The sequence below is a fragment of the Paenibacillus planticolens genome (assembly GCF_013141725.1).
Taxonomy (GTDB): Bacteria; Bacillota; Bacilli; order Paenibacillales; family NBRC-103111; genus Paenibacillus_E; species Paenibacillus_E planticolens.
This window is the reverse complement of the sequence record NZ_WHNZ01000030.1, coordinates 175,439-190,949: the sequence shown is the minus strand read 5'-3', so window position 1 is coordinate 190,949 and position 15,511 is coordinate 175,439. Positions and strand designations below refer to the sequence as shown.

Annotated in this window: 19 protein-coding genes; 15 read left to right on the top strand and 4 right to left on the bottom strand. The window is 46.6% G+C overall.

Going from position 1 to position 15,511, the window contains the following annotated elements:
- Nucleotides 1–74: 74 nt before the first annotated feature.
- The 5 genes from sufC to sufB all read left to right on the top strand — a co-directional run bounded on the left by sufC (nucleotide 75) and on the right by sufB (nucleotide 5,361).
- Entirely contained in the window at nucleotides 75–905 is an 831-nt protein-coding gene (gene sufC, locus GC097_RS15510; RefSeq protein WP_171684203.1) for a Fe-S cluster assembly ATPase SufC, read from the top strand.
- 52 nt (nucleotides 906–957) lie between these two features.
- Complete coding sequence (gene sufD, locus GC097_RS15505; RefSeq protein WP_171684202.1) at nucleotides 958–2,253, top strand: Fe-S cluster assembly protein SufD; 1,296 nt, start codon at nucleotides 958–960, stop codon at nucleotides 2,251–2,253.
- Entirely contained in the window at nucleotides 2,250–3,476 is a 1,227-nt protein-coding gene (locus GC097_RS15500; RefSeq protein WP_171684201.1) for a cysteine desulfurase, read from the top strand. Before sufD ends, GC097_RS15500 begins: the two co-directional genes overlap by 4 nt.
- Nucleotides 3,463–3,897, top strand: coding sequence for a Fe-S cluster assembly sulfur transfer protein SufU (gene sufU / locus GC097_RS15495; protein ID WP_171684200.1), 435 nt, complete (start codon nucleotides 3,463–3,465; stop codon nucleotides 3,895–3,897). Before GC097_RS15500 ends, sufU begins: the two co-directional genes overlap by 14 nt.
- 66 nt (nucleotides 3,898–3,963) lie before the next feature.
- Nucleotides 3,964–5,361 carry a Fe-S cluster assembly protein SufB gene (sufB, locus tag GC097_RS15490; RefSeq protein WP_171684199.1) on the top strand — a complete coding sequence of 466 codons (1,398 nt, stop codon included), beginning with the start codon at nucleotides 3,964–3,966 and terminating at the stop codon, nucleotides 5,359–5,361.
- Between the two features lie 61 nt (nucleotides 5,362–5,422).
- On the opposite strand, the gene GC097_RS15485 is transcribed toward sufB, so the two are convergent.
- The 3 genes from GC097_RS15485 to GC097_RS15475 all read right to left on the bottom strand — a co-directional run bounded on the left by GC097_RS15485 (nucleotide 5,423) and on the right by GC097_RS15475 (nucleotide 7,519).
- On the bottom strand, nucleotides 5,423–6,577 hold the full coding sequence (locus tag GC097_RS15485) for a site-specific integrase (RefSeq protein WP_171684198.1): 1,155 nt from the start codon (nucleotides 6,575–6,577) through the stop codon (nucleotides 5,423–5,425).
- A gap of 82 nt (nucleotides 6,578–6,659) precedes the next feature.
- On the bottom strand, nucleotides 6,660–7,070 hold the full coding sequence (locus GC097_RS15480; protein WP_171684197.1) for an ImmA/IrrE family metallo-endopeptidase: 411 nt from the start codon (nucleotides 7,068–7,070) through the stop codon (nucleotides 6,660–6,662).
- 23 nt (nucleotides 7,071–7,093) lie between these two features.
- Nucleotides 7,094–7,519 (bottom strand): helix-turn-helix transcriptional regulator, encoded by a 426-nt coding sequence (locus GC097_RS15475; protein WP_171684196.1) that lies wholly within the window; start codon nucleotides 7,517–7,519, stop codon nucleotides 7,094–7,096.
- Nucleotides 7,520–7,628: 109 nt separating this feature from the next.
- Here GC097_RS15475 and GC097_RS15470 point away from each other — a divergent pair, with 109 nt between their 5' ends.
- From GC097_RS15470 to GC097_RS34265, 10 genes are all read left to right on the top strand, one after another.
- Nucleotides 7,629–7,877, top strand: coding sequence for a helix-turn-helix transcriptional regulator (locus tag GC097_RS15470; RefSeq protein ID WP_171684195.1), 249 nt, complete (start codon nucleotides 7,629–7,631; stop codon nucleotides 7,875–7,877).
- Between the two features lie 135 nt (nucleotides 7,878–8,012).
- Nucleotides 8,013–8,282 (top strand): group-specific protein, encoded by a 270-nt coding sequence (locus GC097_RS15465; RefSeq protein WP_171684194.1) that lies wholly within the window; start codon nucleotides 8,013–8,015, stop codon nucleotides 8,280–8,282.
- Between the two features lie 172 nt (nucleotides 8,283–8,454).
- Nucleotides 8,455–8,676 (top strand): helix-turn-helix domain-containing protein, encoded by a 222-nt coding sequence (locus tag GC097_RS15460; protein ID WP_171684193.1) that lies wholly within the window; start codon nucleotides 8,455–8,457, stop codon nucleotides 8,674–8,676.
- 19 nt (nucleotides 8,677–8,695) lie between these two features.
- Entirely contained in the window at nucleotides 8,696–8,887 is a 192-nt protein-coding gene (locus GC097_RS15455; RefSeq protein WP_171684192.1) for a hypothetical protein, read from the top strand.
- A gap of 472 nt (nucleotides 8,888–9,359) precedes the next feature.
- Nucleotides 9,360–10,685: an AAA family ATPase gene (locus GC097_RS15450; protein ID WP_171684191.1), complete on the top strand. Its 1,326-nt coding sequence runs from the start codon at nucleotides 9,360–9,362 to the stop codon at nucleotides 10,683–10,685.
- Nucleotides 10,685–11,767: an ATP-binding protein gene (locus GC097_RS15445; RefSeq protein WP_171684190.1), complete on the top strand. Its 1,083-nt coding sequence runs from the start codon at nucleotides 10,685–10,687 to the stop codon at nucleotides 11,765–11,767. The genes GC097_RS15450 and GC097_RS15445 overlap by 1 nt, the downstream gene beginning before the upstream one ends.
- A gap of 23 nt (nucleotides 11,768–11,790) precedes the next feature.
- Nucleotides 11,791–12,369, top strand: a complete 579-nt coding sequence (locus GC097_RS15440; protein WP_171684189.1) for a hypothetical protein — start codon at nucleotides 11,791–11,793, stop codon at nucleotides 12,367–12,369.
- Between the two features lie 9 nt (nucleotides 12,370–12,378).
- Nucleotides 12,379–13,977, top strand: a complete 1,599-nt coding sequence (locus GC097_RS15435) for a DEAD/DEAH box helicase (RefSeq protein ID WP_171684188.1) — start codon at nucleotides 12,379–12,381, stop codon at nucleotides 13,975–13,977.
- Between the two features lie 18 nt (nucleotides 13,978–13,995).
- The gene (locus tag GC097_RS15430) at nucleotides 13,996–14,142 is read left to right on the top strand and encodes a hypothetical protein (protein WP_171684187.1); all 147 of its coding nucleotides are present in this window, start codon (nucleotides 13,996–13,998) and stop codon (nucleotides 14,140–14,142) included.
- 49 nt (nucleotides 14,143–14,191) lie between these two features.
- Nucleotides 14,192–14,872 carry a DUF3310 domain-containing protein gene (locus GC097_RS34265; RefSeq protein WP_246294265.1) on the top strand — a complete coding sequence of 227 codons (681 nt, stop codon included), beginning with the start codon at nucleotides 14,192–14,194 and terminating at the stop codon, nucleotides 14,870–14,872.
- Between the two features lie 54 nt (nucleotides 14,873–14,926).
- Here GC097_RS34265 and GC097_RS15420 read toward each other — a convergent pair whose 3' ends face one another.
- Entirely contained in the window at nucleotides 14,927–15,154 is a 228-nt protein-coding gene (locus GC097_RS15420; protein WP_171684186.1) for a hypothetical protein, read from the bottom strand.
- Between the last annotated feature and the right edge of the window lie 357 nt (nucleotides 15,155–15,511).

Below are 15,511 nucleotides of genomic sequence, written 5' to 3'. Positions count from 1 at the left end.
ATGAGAATCAATGATAATCATCTTATGATTATCGTTTTTCCAGTACATTTAAACATTATGGAGGCTTAATGAAAATGGCAAACTCACCAACTTTTACAATAGACGGTCTAAGAGCGAACGTCGAAGGAAAGGAAATTTTGAAAGGTCTGAGCCTTGAGATCAAAGGCGGCGAAATTCATGCGATCATGGGACCGAACGGTACTGGTAAAAGTACGCTGGCATCCGCGCTGATGGGTCACCCGAAATATGAAGTGACGGAAGGTTCCGTAACTTTAGAAGGCGAAGATGTTCTTGAAATGGCTGTTGACGAGAGAGCACGCGCTGGCTTGTTCCTGGCTATGCAGTACCCAAGTGAAATCACGGGCGTAACGAACGCCGACTTCTTGCGCAGCGCAATCAACGTACGCCGTGGCGAAGGCAACGAGATCTCCCTGATCAAGTTCATCCGCCAAATGGAAGCGAAAATGAAACAGCTTGAAATGAATCCGGAATTTATGCATCGTTACTTGAACGAAGGCTTCTCCGGCGGCGAGAAAAAACGGAACGAAATCCTTCAAATGCTTTTGCTTGAGCCTAAATTCGTTATTCTTGACGAAATCGACTCCGGTTTGGATATCGATGCTTTGCGTATCGTTGCGGAAGGCGTTAACGCTATGCGCAGTGAAGAGCGCGGCTTCTTGATCATCACGCACTACCAACGCCTGCTTAACTACGTTAAACCTGATTTTGTACATGTTATGATGCAAGGTCGCATCGTGAAATCCGGCGGTCCGGAGCTGGCTGAGCGTCTGGAAGCGGAAGGTTACGACTGGATCAAAGAAGAACTCGGCATTGTGGATGAAACTGTTGGTCAGGACGAGGAAGAATTCAAAGTCCCAATGAACACGACTGCGCCGAAGTACTAAGAGAGGAGAGACTTTGATCTCCGATCAAAGATCCTTATAAATGGAGGAAAACATGAGCACTCAAACACAACTTTCCATAGATTCCAATGCTGTCATCGAGCTCTCCCGCAGCAAGCAAGAGCCGGAATGGATGACTGCCCTTCGTACGGAAGGGTTGGCGTTAGCGAATTCTTTGGAGTTACCTACGCTTGAAAAAACAAGAATCGATCGTTGGAGCATTTCCTCCTACGGTTCCTATAAAACACAAGCCCCGTTGGCTTCCCTTGAAACTTTACCGGAAGTTGCCAGAGGCCTAACGAATTCCGATAACCTGATCGTACAACGCAACTCTGGTGTTGTTTACAACCAAGTTTCGGAAGAACTCAAAAAGCAAGGCGTTATTTTCACCGATTTGGAAACGGCGATTCGCGATCATGCAGATCTGGTGAAGCCTTACTTCATGAAAGCGGTCGAAGCGAATGAAAATCAAGTGACAGCTTTGCACGCTGCGCTTTGGAACGGCGGTATTTTCATCTACGTACCAAAAGACGTTCGTGTAGAAGTTCCACTTCAAGCGCTGTTTGTTACGGATGACGCCGAAGCTACATTTGCTCCGCACGTACTGATCGTCGCCGAGCCATTCAGCTCCGTTTCCTATGTGGATAACTTCGTATCCTCCCTTTCTGGAGCAGAACAAGTACACAACGGCATCGTGGAAGTATTCGCGAAGCCGGGTTCACGCGTGAATTACGCTTCCGTTCACAACTTCGAGGAGTCCGTGACGGACTTGACTTACCGCCGTGCGATTCTTGACAATGATGCAAGCATTGCGTGGGTTGTAGGCGAAATGAACTATGGTAATTCGATGTCGGATACGACTTCTATTCTTAAAGGCAATGGCTCCGACTCCGATGCCAAAGTGATCTGTGTCGGTACGCAAGAGCAGAAGCTGAACTTAACGACACGCGCCGTTCACTGGGGCAAAGCCTCAACGAGCGACATGATTACGCGTGCTGTCATGAGAGACGGCGCTACTGCGATCATCAACGGCATCACGAAGATTGAAAAAGGTGCGACAGGCTGCAACGGGCAGCAAACGGAGAAAGTGTTGATGCTCAGCCCGAAAGCACGCGGAGACGCGAACCCGATTCTTCTAATCGACGAAGATGATGTAAAAGCAGGCCATGCGGCGAGCGTCGGTCAAGTGAATGCAGAGCAAGTGCACTACTTGATGTCTCGCGGTATTACAAAGGAAGAAGCTCAGCGCTTAATTATTTACGGATTCTTGGCGCCTGTCGTTTCCGAAATTCCGATTAAGAGCGTTGAAGAACAGCTGCAAAGCTTAGTGGAGAGGAAGCTGGGACAATGAATACAGCCGAGATACGTGAACTTTTTCCCATTCTAAAACAAGAAGTGAACGGTCATCCTTTGGTGTATTTGGACAGCGCTGCAACCTCCCAGAAGCCCATTCAGGTGATTGAGGCACTGAAGCATTACTATGAATGGGACAATGCGAACGTACATCGCGGTGTTCATACCCTGGGTTCCCGGGCAACAGATGCGTACGAAGGAGCTAGAGCGAAAGTTGCTAAGTTCATTGGCGCATCCAGCGAACAAGAAATTATTTTCACCAGAGGCACGACAACAGCCATCAATATTGTGGCGAGCAGCTATGCCAAAGCGGTACTGCGCGAGGGCGACGAAATCGTCCTCACGCCCATGGAGCACCACAGCAATTTGATTCCATGGCAGCAAGCCGCTAAGGCAACAGGCGCCACTTTAAAATATATCCCGTTGCAACCCGATGGATCGATTTCGCTGGCAGACGTAGAAAATACGATTACAGACCGTACCAAAATCGTTTCTGTCGTCTATGTTTCCAACGTTCTAGGCGTTATCAACCCAGTCAAAGAGATCGCTCAAATCGCGCATAAGCATGGTGCGAAGATGATGGTCGACGGCGCACAAAGCACGCCGCATATGAAGGTGGATGTGCAGGATTTGGATTGCGACTTTTATGCGCTTTCCGGTCATAAAATGTGTGGACCAACCGGAATTGGGGCATTGTATGGCAAGAAGGCCTTGCTGGAAAGCATGGAGCCGGCTGAATTCGGCGGCGAGATGATCGATCATGTGGATCTATATGAGTCAACATGGAAGGAACTGCCTTGGAAGTTCGAAGGCGGGACTCCGATCATCGGCGGAGCTGTTGCACTAGGTGCGGCAATTGATTTCCTGCAAGAAGTCGGCATGGACAATATTTTCAAACATGATATTCAGCTCACGAATTATGCAATGGAACGCATGACGCAGATCGAGGATCTGGCTGTTTACGGCCCTGCGAGCAATCGTGCGGGACTCGTAACGTTCAATCTGGGCGATGTGCATCCGCATGATGTGGCAACCGTACTGGATGCAGAGGGCATAGCTATTCGTGCAGGCCACCACTGCGCTCAACCTCTGATGAGATGGCTTGAGGTTAGCAGCACGGCGCGTGCAAGCTTTTATCTATATAATACAGAAGAAGATATTGACCGTCTTGTGATGGCCTTACAAAAAACAAAGGAGTACTTTGGCCATGCAATTGGATGATTTATACCGCAGAGTCATTATGGATCACTACAAAACGCCTCGCAACCGGGGGAAATTTGAGTCCGGCGAAGCGGTTACCATCGATCTTAACAACCCTACTTGCGGTGACAAAATTTCACTGCAAATGCAAGTGGAAGACGGTATCGTGAAGCAGGCCAAGTTCACAGGGGAAGGCTGCTCGATCTCGCTATCCTCCGCTTCGATGATGACGGATGCCGTCAAAGGCAAGTCGATCGAAGAGGCGCTCAAAATGGCTGAAGATTTCTCTGGCTTGATGAAGGGCGAACCTGTAGAATTTGAATATGAAGATATAGAAGCTTTATCCGGTGTGAATAAGTTCCCGGCCCGGATCAAATGTGCGACTCTGGCATGGAACGCACTCCGTAAAGGTATTGAACATACCCAAAAAACCGATAACTGACGCATACGCGATTGCATAGAACACGGTAGTAAGTAGTATTACAAAAACGCTAAGGAGGAATTAACCATGGCAAAACAAATGCCAGATCTCGAAGATTATAAATATGGTTTCCGAGATGAGCATAAATCGATTTTCCAATCGGGAAAAGGCTTAACTCGTGAAATCGTTGAAGAAATCTCCAGAATGAAAGGCGAGCCAGAGTGGATGTTGGAGTTTCGTCTGAAATCCCTGGAGCAGTTCTTCAAAATGCCGATGCCGCGTTGGGGCGGCAACATGGACGATCTTGATTTTAACGACATTCAGTACTACGTGAAACCGTCCGAGAAACAAGGGAAAACGTGGGAAGAAGTGCCGACAGAAATTAAAGAAACGTTTGACAAATTGGGTATCCCGGAGGCGGAGCAAAAATTCCTCGCAGGTGTATCCGCACAGTATGAATCCGAAGTTGTTTACCACAGCATGCAAAAAGAACTCGAAGATCAAGGCGTTATCTTCACAGATACGGATACGGCTCTTCGTGAACACCCTGAGCTGTTCAGAAAATACTTCGGTACCATTATTCCGCCAAGCGATAACAAATTCGCTGCGCTGAACAGTGCTGTATGGTCCGGCGGTTCCTTCATCTACGTACCAAAAGGCGTTAAATGTGAAGTTCCATTGCAGGCTTACTTCCGTATCAACTCCGAGAACATGGGTCAATTCGAGCGTACGTTGATCATCACGGACGAAGAAAGCTTCGTGCACTATGTAGAGGGCTGTACAGCTCCTATCTACAGCACGAACTCCCTTCACAGTGCGGTTGTTGAAATTGTATGTCTCAAAAACTCCCGTGCTCGTTACACAACGATCCAAAACTGGGCACCGAACATCTACAACCTCGTTACGAAACGTGCGGTTGCAGAAGAAGGAGCTACAATGGAGTGGGTCGATGGCAACATCGGTTCCAAGCTGACAATGAAGTATCCAGCGGTTGTGCTGAAAGGCCGCGGCGCTAAAGGGATGGTTCTTTCCATCGCTGTAGCCGGCAAAGGTCAGCACCAGGATGCAGGCGCGAAAATGACGCATCTGGCTCCGGATACAACATCAACGATTGTGTCCAAGTCGATCTCCAAACACGGCGGTAAAGTAACCTACCGCGGTCTGGCTTCCTTCGGACGCAACTCCCAAGGTTCCAAAGCAAATATTAAATGCGATACGTTGATTCTTGATAACGAGTCAACATCCGATACAATTCCTTACAATGAGATCATGAACGACAACATTACGCTTGAGCATGAAGCAACGGTATCCAAAGTGTCTGAGGATCAATTGTTCTACCTCATGAGCCGCGGTTTAACTGAAGCTGAAGCGACTCAAATGATCGTAATGGGCTTCATTGAGCCATTCACTAAAGAGCTTCCAATGGAATATGCCGTAGAAATGAACCGTCTTATCAAGTTCGAGATGGAAGGAAGTATTGGATAATCCTTGCTGCACAAGGGTTTCCGGCTTCGAAAAAAGTGTTTGTCCGTTTTTTGTCCGGTTTTTATTTTTGAATGTATTGGGCGTATAGATCCAATGCATCATCTTCAATCTTCTTGGTAACGTGTAAATACGTGTCCGCTGTGACTTTCACGCTTGCGTGTCCTAGTCGCTCGGACACGTATTTTATATTTGCACCAGCTTCTAAAAGATGGACAGCGTGGGTATGCCGTAATGCATGTGGAGAGAGGATTGGAACAGCTGCCCGTTTGCAGACTTCTTTAAAGAATTCTCTTACAACATTTGTTCGAAGCCAACGGCCATCATGTTGGTGGAACATTACATTTTCAGTCGAGGGTTTATAGTTCTTGTATTGTAAAACAACTTCCTTTTGATTAATACGATGCCTCTTTAACAGAGCTAACGTAGCTTCATCTAATTTGATCACTCTGTCACTCTTTTTCGACTTAGGTGTCGAAATGTAAGGAGTTGAGTTTAGCGGGTAAACCAATGTCTTTTCAATATGAATTGTTTTGTTAGTGAAATCAATATCATCCCAGGTGAGAGCCAGCGCTTCTCCAATCCTGATCCCTGTCCGAGCCAATAATGTGAACAGAGCATAATACTGGATGGAGGCTTGATATTTCGCGTTCTTAACTGGCGTATTAGATGCTGTTAAGAATTTTCCCAGTTGTTCTCGAGTGAAAAAGCTAACCTTATCTACCTTGTTGATCTCTTTAGGTATTTTAACTCTTTGGATTGGGTTTTCTCGCATAATCATAAACTCATGGACAGCGTCGTGCATGGCACTGCTCATGATACTATGGATTCTACGCGCGGTCCCTTCGCTATAATGCCCCCGAAGTTCGTTAATCCACTTCTGATATTCTGATCGAGTTAAATCCTTTAGACGGTAATTGCCCCACCGCGGCAGAATATTAAGCCGAACATTTCTCTCCTGGACCGTGTAAGTAATCGGTTTAACATTTGGTTTTTTATATATCTCTAGCCAATCCTTGAAGTAATTTTCTACTGTCTCGTTCCCATTTTCCGCAAAGCCGAAATAGTTAATTTTTGACTCTGCCTCAGCTGCTGCAATCTGAGCCTCTTTCTTTGTTTTAAAGCCTCCTTTCGTAGTCTCTTTACTCTTACCTGTTTGACGGTCAGTATAGCTGATTCTATACTCCCACTTTGTTCCGCGTTTACGGTAGAACGCCATTACTGTCTCACTCCTCCTTTTGAGAATGTATGTTCGTGTAAAAGGGTATAGGAAATCGCCTTGCGGCGAAAAACCTCAAGTTTTAGTAATAAAACTGCTGTAATTCTATTGGAACGCCTTGGCGTTTAAATAGTTCTTCGACAGTTTCGTCTGCTTTTATAGGATCGTCTGCAGTTAACAATCGAACTGCAAATCGATTGGCTTGTCGTTCAAATTTACCGACGTTGTAGAAAGATTGCTCATCTAGCCAGAATCGACTTACTCCGGGATGTAGACGATCATGGCCAAGTTCATGTGCGCATACGAAACGCTGCCAATATTCGTCGAGATTTTCATGGATAACAATAAATCGTCTACGGAGCTTTCTATAGTAGATGCCGCGTGTTTGATCTCCGAGATCAGCATATCGAATGTTAATTCCCAGGCCTACTGAAATAATAAAAGGATCGGTCGTTTTAAATTGCCGAATTAATTTTTTTAAGGTCTTATCCATGGCATCACCTAGCTCAAAATATTTTAATTTTTGGCATCGTCCGTGGTGTTAGTCTTCTTGCTGCGTTTGTTCATTTGTTTTGCTTCCCAGAAAAGCCCGGTTAATACATCCATTACCCTTTGACGATCTGTCTCACTCATAGGGACTCCATCGAACATGACTTCACCGTCTTCTTCAAGCATTTTTTTGAAATCTCTAATATCTTTGGATGTAGCCCAGGCAGGTATTTCTATTTCGTTTTTATTGTTGTTTTGCTGTACATCTAATAAATCATCCGTTTTTATTTTGTGGTACTCAGCTATTTTCTTGAGCATTTCGATGTCTGGTTTAGCTATTTCATTCTCCCAAGAGTTGTAGCGCGCTCGTTTGACGCCTAAAATCTCGGCCATTTGATCCTGAGTGAGATGTTTCTTGTTTCTAAGATCAGTTAGTTTGCTTCCTAGTTTCATAATTAATAAACCTCCGGATGATAATGATAAATAAATTATCAAAATTGGGATTGACGATAATTAAATTATCAAATATAATCAGAAGTAAGACGAGGAGGTGAGCAAGATAATGGCTGTGAAAACACCAACTAATAAGCGTTTTTACTTTTCTACGTGTCGTAAAAAAGTAGGAACACAAGCCAAAGTTGCTTCTGAGAATAATATTTCAACGGTCTACCTTCGAATGATTGAGAACGGAACCTTTACTCCTGGCAGGGATTTGATGTTCAAGTTATCAAAGTATTTTTGTGAACCCGTTGAAAAATTGTTTCCTGATTATTTCGAAACAGGCAAGGCCGCAGTGTGTCAAAAGCGATAATTTAATTATCTATTATTTATTATATTTGATAATATTATTATCGTCAACAGCATATAATATACATCGACAATTTTTTTTGTTGCATTTGATAATTTAATTATCAATTTGAGTGAAGAAAGGGGGCAGGGGCTTCCTATGCTAGCTAGCGTTAAGCTGGATGAGGACGAAGTAAGGAAGCTTTGTCTCGAAAAGATTAACGAGTTGATTAAAAAGATAGACTCGGAATACATCTTCTGGGACACTGCAGAGCTAAAAAAGCGAACCTGCATGAGCTGGAACACAATCCAGGAAGCATTTTTTTACGATCCGCGGTTTATTAAGCGCAAGGTCGGGAGTAAGTGGTATTTCCCAGTAAAGGAGACTAGAGACTTTTTAGAACTCTGGCTTCGTGAGCAATCAAAGTAACTCGGGCGAATAGCCTACTTTTCCTTTGCCTGAAAATTTTATATGAATCTAGCAATAGTTTCATAGAAAGAGCGGGAGATTGTGAGAATCCTTGTAGAGGTAGTAATCGGGATTTGGGTTACTGAAATCATATGGTTCATCGAAGTTTACTGGAGGGAGGTGAGACAACGAGATGGACGTAACTGAAGAAGTTTCTAAAGAGCAATTTACGGAGGCGTGCCGTAAGCAACTAATTGAGGATGAGCTTTTATCCGTCGAAAACGGCAGGTACTTTCTTACGGAAAAAGGTAAAGCACGCGCAGCAAAGGAGCTGCAACGCTACCAGATGATGCCCGCTAAAATGCTTCTAATCGAGCAATACATATTGGAGCATTACGGATTAGCGATTTATTGAGAGGGAGGAGCTGGTGAAAATGTCTTCTTCATTGCAATCGAGACTAAAACAAGCTCAGCTTAAAGACGTTGAGGAAATGCAGCAGATTTACGCGGAGGCAGCCACGATCGGAGCCGATGCAGCCTGCAGTAAAGTAGTCGGTGGAAGCTTCTCGCTCTCAACTGATGTAAGGGAAGGGGTCGAAGCACTTGCTGGTTACGCTCGTGGATAGTGTAGCTTGGAACGTTCTTGGCGGAATGCTGTTTGTTGGAGTTATAGGAATGTTCGCATATTGCTGTTACAAGGGTGATTTCTCTTGAAAATAAAAGTGTTACAGTATCTTTCCCCGGAAGAACGCATTGAGTTTTACAAAAACGAAAAAAGCCGGCTGGCGGGCCGACTCATTTCAAAGCTTAAATCATTACGAATATTTTAATTCTATCACAAAGCTTTTTTTAGTGAAACAGGAAAGTGGGCCGTTAACGTTCTAAGGAGGTGTCCACTTCGGCAAAATTTTATTTGAAAGGCGACAAGGTCAAAACGAAATCAGGTAAGACTGCTGATATTGTTGAGACCTGGGGAGTCGCCCGAAATTGGTATAAATTGAGAACAACGGATGGGGAAACCATCATTACTATGTCCGAAAACATCGATTCACTTCTAAAACGAGGTTTCAATAAAAAATGAATGGACGGGAGAAAACCATGATTAAAATTGCAAAGCTGGAAATCGAGAATGTCAAGCGCGTCAAGGCCGTGAAGATCGAGCCGACCAGCACCGGCCTGACGATCGTCGGTGGTAACAACAAACAAGGCAAGACCAGCGTGCTTGACTCCATCGCTTGGGCGCTTGGCGGTAACAAATATCGCCCATCCCAAGCTGAAAGGGAAGGCTCCGCGGTGCCGCCCTATCTGCATCTGGTGCTAACTAATGGCTTAATCGTAGAGCGGAAGGGGAAAAATTCGGATCTGAAAGTCATCGATCCGAACGGCCAGAAAGGCGGCCAGCAGTTGTTGGACAGTTTTGTCGAAGAACTGGCCATCAACCTTCCGAAGTTCATGCTTGCTTCTAATAAGGAGAAGGCCAACATCCTCCTGCGTATCATCGGAGTCGGGCAGCAGCTTCATGATTTCGAAGTCAAGGAACAGGAAATTTATAATCGACGCCACACGATTGGGCAAATCGCAGACCAGAAGGCAAAGTTTGCGAAGGAGCAACTGTACTTCCCAGATGCCCCGAAGGAACCTATTTCCGCGTCAGAGTTGATCAAACAGCAGCAGGATATCCTGGCCCGTAATGGGGAGAAGCAACGGCTGCGGCAGCGCGCTTTGCAAATCAGGACAGCGCATGCTGCTCAAATCCAGGAAGTTGGTAGGTTGCAATCTATGTTATTTGAAGCACAGATCAAACTTGATGCGCTCACAGCTGATATGGAAACGTCGCAGAGAGACGTGCTTGATCTTAATGATGAGTCGACAGAGGAACTTGAGTCGAACATCCGCCAGATCGATGAAATCAACCGGAAGGTGCGGGCCAATCTGGACAAGGACAAAGCCGAGGCGGATGCCAGCGACTACCGCGTTCAGTATGATCAACTGACGGCCGAAATCAATGCCGTCCGCCAGCAAAAAACGGATTTGTTGACGAATGCAAACCTCCCTCTCGAAGGGTTGTCCGTAGCTGACGGCGAGCTGATCTATCATGGCCAGAAGTGGGACAACATGAGCGGATCCGATCAGTTGAAGGTGGCGACAGCGATCGTTCGTAAGCTCAAGCCGGATTGCGGCTTTATCCTCCTCGACAAGCTCGAGCAGATGGATCTGAAGACTTTGACGGAGTTTGGCCAATGGCTGGAGCAGGAAGGTTTGCAAGCCATTGCCACACGCGTCAGCACTGGCGAGGAATGCTCTATCATCATCGAGGACGGCTATGTCGCCGGGCAAGAGGGCATTCAACTTCAGCAGTCCCCTGGTGAGATCGAAACGGGAGAAGGATGGGGAACAACAACTTGGAAAGCAGGTGAATTCTGATGCAAGTCATCAGCGGTAAGGTTGAAAAGGCAAAGAAAGTGGTTGTCTACGGTCCGGAGGGGATTGGAAAGTCCTCTCTAGCAGGCCAATTCCCGAGGCCTGTCTTTATCGACACAGAGGGCTCCACGACTGAGATGAACGTCGACCGCCTGCCCAAACCGTCTAGCTGGGAAATGCTCCGGCAGCAGGTTGAATGGGTGAAGCAACAAGGTAGCCGATTCGGGACGCTTGTGATCGATACGATCGATTGGGCCGAAATGCTTTGTGTGGAGGGAATATGCGCTAAGCATGGCAAGAAGGGGATTGAGGATTTCGGGTATGGTAACGGGTACGTCTACGCCAAGGAAGAATTCGGGCGCTTCCTAAACCTCCTGAGCGATGTGGTTGATGCCGGTATTCATATTGTGCTCGTTGCCCATGCCCAGATCATAAAGTTCGAACAGCCGGATGAAATGGGCGCCTATGATCGGTACCAGCTCAAGCTTGGTAAGAAGACCAGCTCCCAAACGGCACCGCTCGTAAAGGAATGGGCCGACATGGTTCTGTTCATTAACTACAAGACGTTCTCAGTCGCAGCAGATCAGAAGGGTACCAAACACAAGGGGCAAGGTGGCATGCGGACGGTTTACACTACGCATCACCCGGCTTGGGACGCGAAGAACCGGCACGGGCTGCCGGACGAGATTCCGCTTGACTATGCTCATATCGCCCATATCTTCAATGGGGCTGGGGCTCCGGTCGCACCGCCTACAAGTCCGCCGCAAACGTATGCAGCTCCTCCTATGCCGACGCAGGCTTCGGCGCCGGCGGACAGCACGCCACCACCACACCCAACAACTGCAGCGGCAACGACAGCACCTCCAGAGCTGGATCCGAACATCCCTCCATCGCTAAGGGATCTAATGATACAGCACCAAGTCACGAAAACGGACATTCAAATCGTAGTGAGTAAAAAAGGATATTATCCAATGGATACTCCGATTACCAACTACGACCCTGGCTTTGTCCAAGGTGTACTTGTTGGGGCTTGGCCTCAAGTTCATAACATGATTAAGGATTTCAAAGCGAATCTGCCATTTTAATTATAAATCAGGAGGCTATACACATGAGTCAAACGGAACGTGAATTTGGATGGGATGACACAATTGAGAAGGATGGTGGAGGCGGCTTCGTGCTTCTCCCTCCTGGGGATTATTATTTCACTGTAGCGAAGTTCGAGCGTAGTCGATACGCGGGTAGTGAAAAGATGCCAGCATGCAATCAAGCTAAATTGGAACTTACAGTCCACTCTCCAGAACATGGGGATGTAACGATTTTCCATAACCTGTTCCTGCACACAAAGACAGAGGGATTACTCTCAAACTTCTTCGCGGGGATTGGTCAGAAGAAAAAGGGTGAGCCGCTGCGCATGAACTGGAATACCATCGTAGGAGCACGAGGGAAAATGAAGCTGGAGATTCGCAACTATAAGTCTAACGGCGAAGATCGGTCTATGAATCAAGTGAAAACCTTTTACGATTATGAAGGGGCGCCTTCAAATCATTATCAACCACCTCATCAGCAGCAATACCAGCAGCCACCGCAACAAGGATACCAATCGCCTCCGCAGCAACAATATCAACAGCAACAACCATTCCCTGGTGCAGGTCAACAGGGCGGTGGTTGGTCAGCTGGCCAGTTTTAGGAGGTAGCTATGGAGCTGAGACCTTACCAACAAGAGGCGCGTGAATCCATTCAGAAAGAGTGGAGAAACGGTGTTAAAAAAACGCTTCTGGTGCTTCCAACTGGATGCGGCAAGACGATTGTGTTTTCTAAAGTCATTGAAGATCGCGTAAGGCTGGGCGAGCGTTTGCTCGTCCTGGCCCATCGCAGCGAATTGCTCGATCAGGCATCTGATAAATTAGCAAAGTCAACAGGTCTTGGTTGCGCTACAGAGAAGGCAGAGCAAACATCGATCGGTAGTTGGTTTCGGGTCGTTGTTGGCAGCGTTCAAACGCTGCAACGTCCAAAACGTCTCGAGCAATTTAATCCTGATCACTTCGATACAATCATTATTGATGAGGCTCATCATTGTATCTCAGAGGGCTATCAGCGCGTCCTGCAGTATTTCAAATCAGCCAACGTTCTTGGCGTAACGGCCACCCCGGATCGCGGTGACATGCGAAACCTGGGCAGCTACTTTGAAAGTCTGGCCTACGAATACACACTCCCTAAAGCAATCAAAGCAGGATATTTGAGCCCGATAAAAGCGATGACGATTCCGCTGCAGATTAACCTAGCGGCAGTCGGGCAGCAGGCTGGGGATTTCAAATCGCAGGATCTCGGTACCGCGTTGGACCCATATCTCGAATCGATCGCAGCTGAAATGTGGAAAGTCACAAAGGATAGGAAGATCGTTGTGTTTCTTCCGCTGGTAAAGACTAGTCAGAAATTCACGAATATTCTGAACTCAATTGGATTTAAGGCTGCTGAGGTAAATGGTGAATCGCAAGATCGGGCGGAGGTGCTGGCGGACTTCGACAAGGACAAGTATAACGTCCTGTGCAATTCGATGCTGCTCACAGAAGGCTGGGACTGTCCAAGCGTAGATTGCGTCGTTGTCCTGTGGCCTACCAAAGTTCGCAGCTTATACAGCCAGATGGTCGGGCGAGGTACCCGACTGTTCCCCGGCAAGACAGAACTTCTGCTGTTGGACTTCCTTTGGCATACTGAACGGCACGAACTTTGCCATCCAGCTCATTTGATTGCGGAGAACGAAGAAGTCGCCCAAGCGATGACCAAGCAGATCGAGGAAGCTGGCATCCCACTGGACCTTGAAACAGTCGAGAAGCAGGCTGCAGAAGATGTCATTGCGCAGCGTGAAGAAGCACTCGCAAAGCAGCTGGAAGAGATGAAACGCCGAAAGCGGGCACTCGTTGATCCGCTTCAATTCGAGATGAGCATACAAGCCGAAGACCTGTCCAGCTATGTCCCGTCGTTTGGCTGGGAGATGTCTCCGCCGAGTGACGCCCAAGTCAAGACGTTGGAGAAGCTTGGCATCATGCCTGAAGCGATCGACAATGCCGGCAAGGCGACCAAGCTTCTGGAACGACTGGATAAGAGGCGTGCGGAGGGGCTGACGACGCCGAAACAGATTCGCTTCCTCGAACAGCGCGGTTTCGAGCATGTGGGGACCTGGTCATTTGAATCCGCCAAGAACTTGATAGATAGGATAGCCGGTAATGGATGGCGCGTACCGGAAGGCATCAATCCGAAAGAGTATCGTGGTGATGGAATCGTGACCCACTTCTGATTAGGAGGTTGCAAGCCTGTGATAGATCCTTATTTCAATGATATTCCATGGGAGATCGTATACGACGATAGTGGGCGAATTATCGGTGAGATATATCTGATCAAAGGAGCGAATGCCGATGGCAAGGATTGGGGACGGAAGAAACGGGACACCCGTACGCAGTAGGTCAGTCGAAGCGACATCTTCGGGATCCGGACCGGTTACCGTCTACAAGATGTCTCCGGAAGAACTAGAAGATTATCGAACGCGAACCGGCTATAAGCAGCCGAAAACGTCTGACGGAGTTGTCATTATGCCACCAGCTTTTGTACAGAAAAAGTTCGAACCTGAAGAGCAGTCTAGGCGCGCAAAAGCCGGATGGGATAAACGAAAAGGGAAGGATGGTGATTCTGTGGCAGAACCATCGAAAACTGAGTTCTTGAAGTTAATTGCAAGTGGGAAATCCATATCGGCTATCGAGCGTGCTTGGGGTATGAAATTGAATGCTTTACACGCCATTGTGACCAAAAAGTGGGATTTGAAAGGTATCAATCCCGGGAAGGCAAGAGAACTGCTGGCGGGGGCAACGGAGGTTGCTCAGGAGAAGGGAGAGTCTTCAAAGGCTGGCGAGGAGGTAAAAGAAAGCTGGAATGAGCTTGAAAAGCTTGATGCTATAGTAGGGGCAAATGGTGAACAGGTTAATCATCATGAGCAATACACGGATGGCGGAATTGAGGTAATCGATTATCTAAAAGCTAAATTAACAGTTGATCAATATGCAGGTTTTATGCTCGGTAATGTACTTAAGTACTGCTCCAGATCAAGGCATAAAGGCGGAGCTGAAGATCTCAAAAAAGCTAAATGGTATCTAGATCGTCTAGTCTCGGAGGGTGAACATTATCAAGTATCAAAATGAATATTGAGGAACTTAATTGGGGGCAGGGCTTTAACCCTGCCGTGAAAGTGGCGACTAAACTGACGATTCCGTGCCTTCGCCTGTCAACATTGCAATTACTGCATTTGCACTTTCAACCGACTTTTCAAGTTCATAAGCCGCTTTTTTCTTTGCACAAGTGAGCGATTCTGCTAAATACATTTTCGCCGCTCTGCCGTAGAGGCTTGGATGTTCCTCAAGGTACTCTTTGACTTCATTTGGAAATAGCTTACTTCTTAATTCTTCCTGATTAATGTTCGGCATTTTTTTCACCACCTTTTGTTTTTAAGATTCCCAAGCTAATCGATTTCCATTATTGAATCTTATTTTTTGTTGAATGACGTTGTTTTGATGGACATTCGTGAATAGAAAAAAGTTGACTCGATATGAGTCAACAAAAAATATTAGCGTATATTTCCAATGGAATTCTTAGTTGTATCATGACGTGAAGCAGTTTCTGCAAAAGCAATGCCAGAAATTAATGAGATGGAAATTGTGAGTAAAAATGTAATCAGGAAAGTTTTTCTAATCATTAGCGACTTCACCTCCTAATAACAGGCTATCACAGCTTTGTTGAAATTTCTGTGAGTTGCACCACAAACTATGAGATTCTGCTTCAAT

What these genes read in the sequence shown, in the direction of transcription:
- sufC (WP_171684203.1), top strand. Translation starts at nt 75, where the DNA reads ATGGCAAACTCACCAACTTTTACAATAGACGGTCTAAGAGCGAACGTC.
- sufD (WP_171684202.1), top strand. Translation starts at nt 958, where the DNA reads ATGAGCACTCAAACACAACTTTCCATAGATTCCAATGCTGTCATCGAG.
- GC097_RS15500 (WP_171684201.1), top strand. Translation starts at nt 2,250, where the DNA reads ATGAATACAGCCGAGATACGTGAACTTTTTCCCATTCTAAAACAAGAA.
- sufU (WP_171684200.1), top strand. Translation starts at nt 3,463, where the DNA reads ATGCAATTGGATGATTTATACCGCAGAGTCATTATGGATCACTACAAA.
- sufB (WP_171684199.1), top strand. Translation starts at nt 3,964, where the DNA reads ATGGCAAAACAAATGCCAGATCTCGAAGATTATAAATATGGTTTCCGA.
- GC097_RS15485 (WP_171684198.1), bottom strand. Translation starts at nt 6,577, where the DNA reads ATGGCGTTCTACCGTAAACGCGGAACAAAGTGGGAGTATAGAATCAGC.
- GC097_RS15480 (WP_171684197.1), bottom strand. Translation starts at nt 7,070, where the DNA reads ATGGATAAGACCTTAAAAAAATTAATTCGGCAATTTAAAACGACCGAT.
- GC097_RS15475 (WP_171684196.1), bottom strand. Translation starts at nt 7,519, where the DNA reads ATGAAACTAGGAAGCAAACTAACTGATCTTAGAAACAAGAAACATCTC.
- GC097_RS15470 (WP_171684195.1), top strand. Translation starts at nt 7,629, where the DNA reads ATGGCTGTGAAAACACCAACTAATAAGCGTTTTTACTTTTCTACGTGT.
- GC097_RS15465 (WP_171684194.1), top strand. Translation starts at nt 8,013, where the DNA reads ATGCTAGCTAGCGTTAAGCTGGATGAGGACGAAGTAAGGAAGCTTTGT.
- GC097_RS15460 (WP_171684193.1), top strand. Translation starts at nt 8,455, where the DNA reads ATGGACGTAACTGAAGAAGTTTCTAAAGAGCAATTTACGGAGGCGTGC.
- GC097_RS15455 (WP_171684192.1), top strand. Translation starts at nt 8,696, where the DNA reads ATGTCTTCTTCATTGCAATCGAGACTAAAACAAGCTCAGCTTAAAGAC.
- GC097_RS15450 (WP_171684191.1), top strand. Translation starts at nt 9,360, where the DNA reads ATGATTAAAATTGCAAAGCTGGAAATCGAGAATGTCAAGCGCGTCAAG.
- GC097_RS15445 (WP_171684190.1), top strand. Translation starts at nt 10,685, where the DNA reads ATGCAAGTCATCAGCGGTAAGGTTGAAAAGGCAAAGAAAGTGGTTGTC.
- GC097_RS15440 (WP_171684189.1), top strand. Translation starts at nt 11,791, where the DNA reads ATGAGTCAAACGGAACGTGAATTTGGATGGGATGACACAATTGAGAAG.
- GC097_RS15435 (WP_171684188.1), top strand. Translation starts at nt 12,379, where the DNA reads ATGGAGCTGAGACCTTACCAACAAGAGGCGCGTGAATCCATTCAGAAA.
- GC097_RS34265 (WP_246294265.1), top strand. Translation starts at nt 14,192, where the DNA reads ATGTCTCCGGAAGAACTAGAAGATTATCGAACGCGAACCGGCTATAAG.
- GC097_RS15420 (WP_171684186.1), bottom strand. Translation starts at nt 15,154, where the DNA reads ATGCCGAACATTAATCAGGAAGAATTAAGAAGTAAGCTATTTCCAAAT.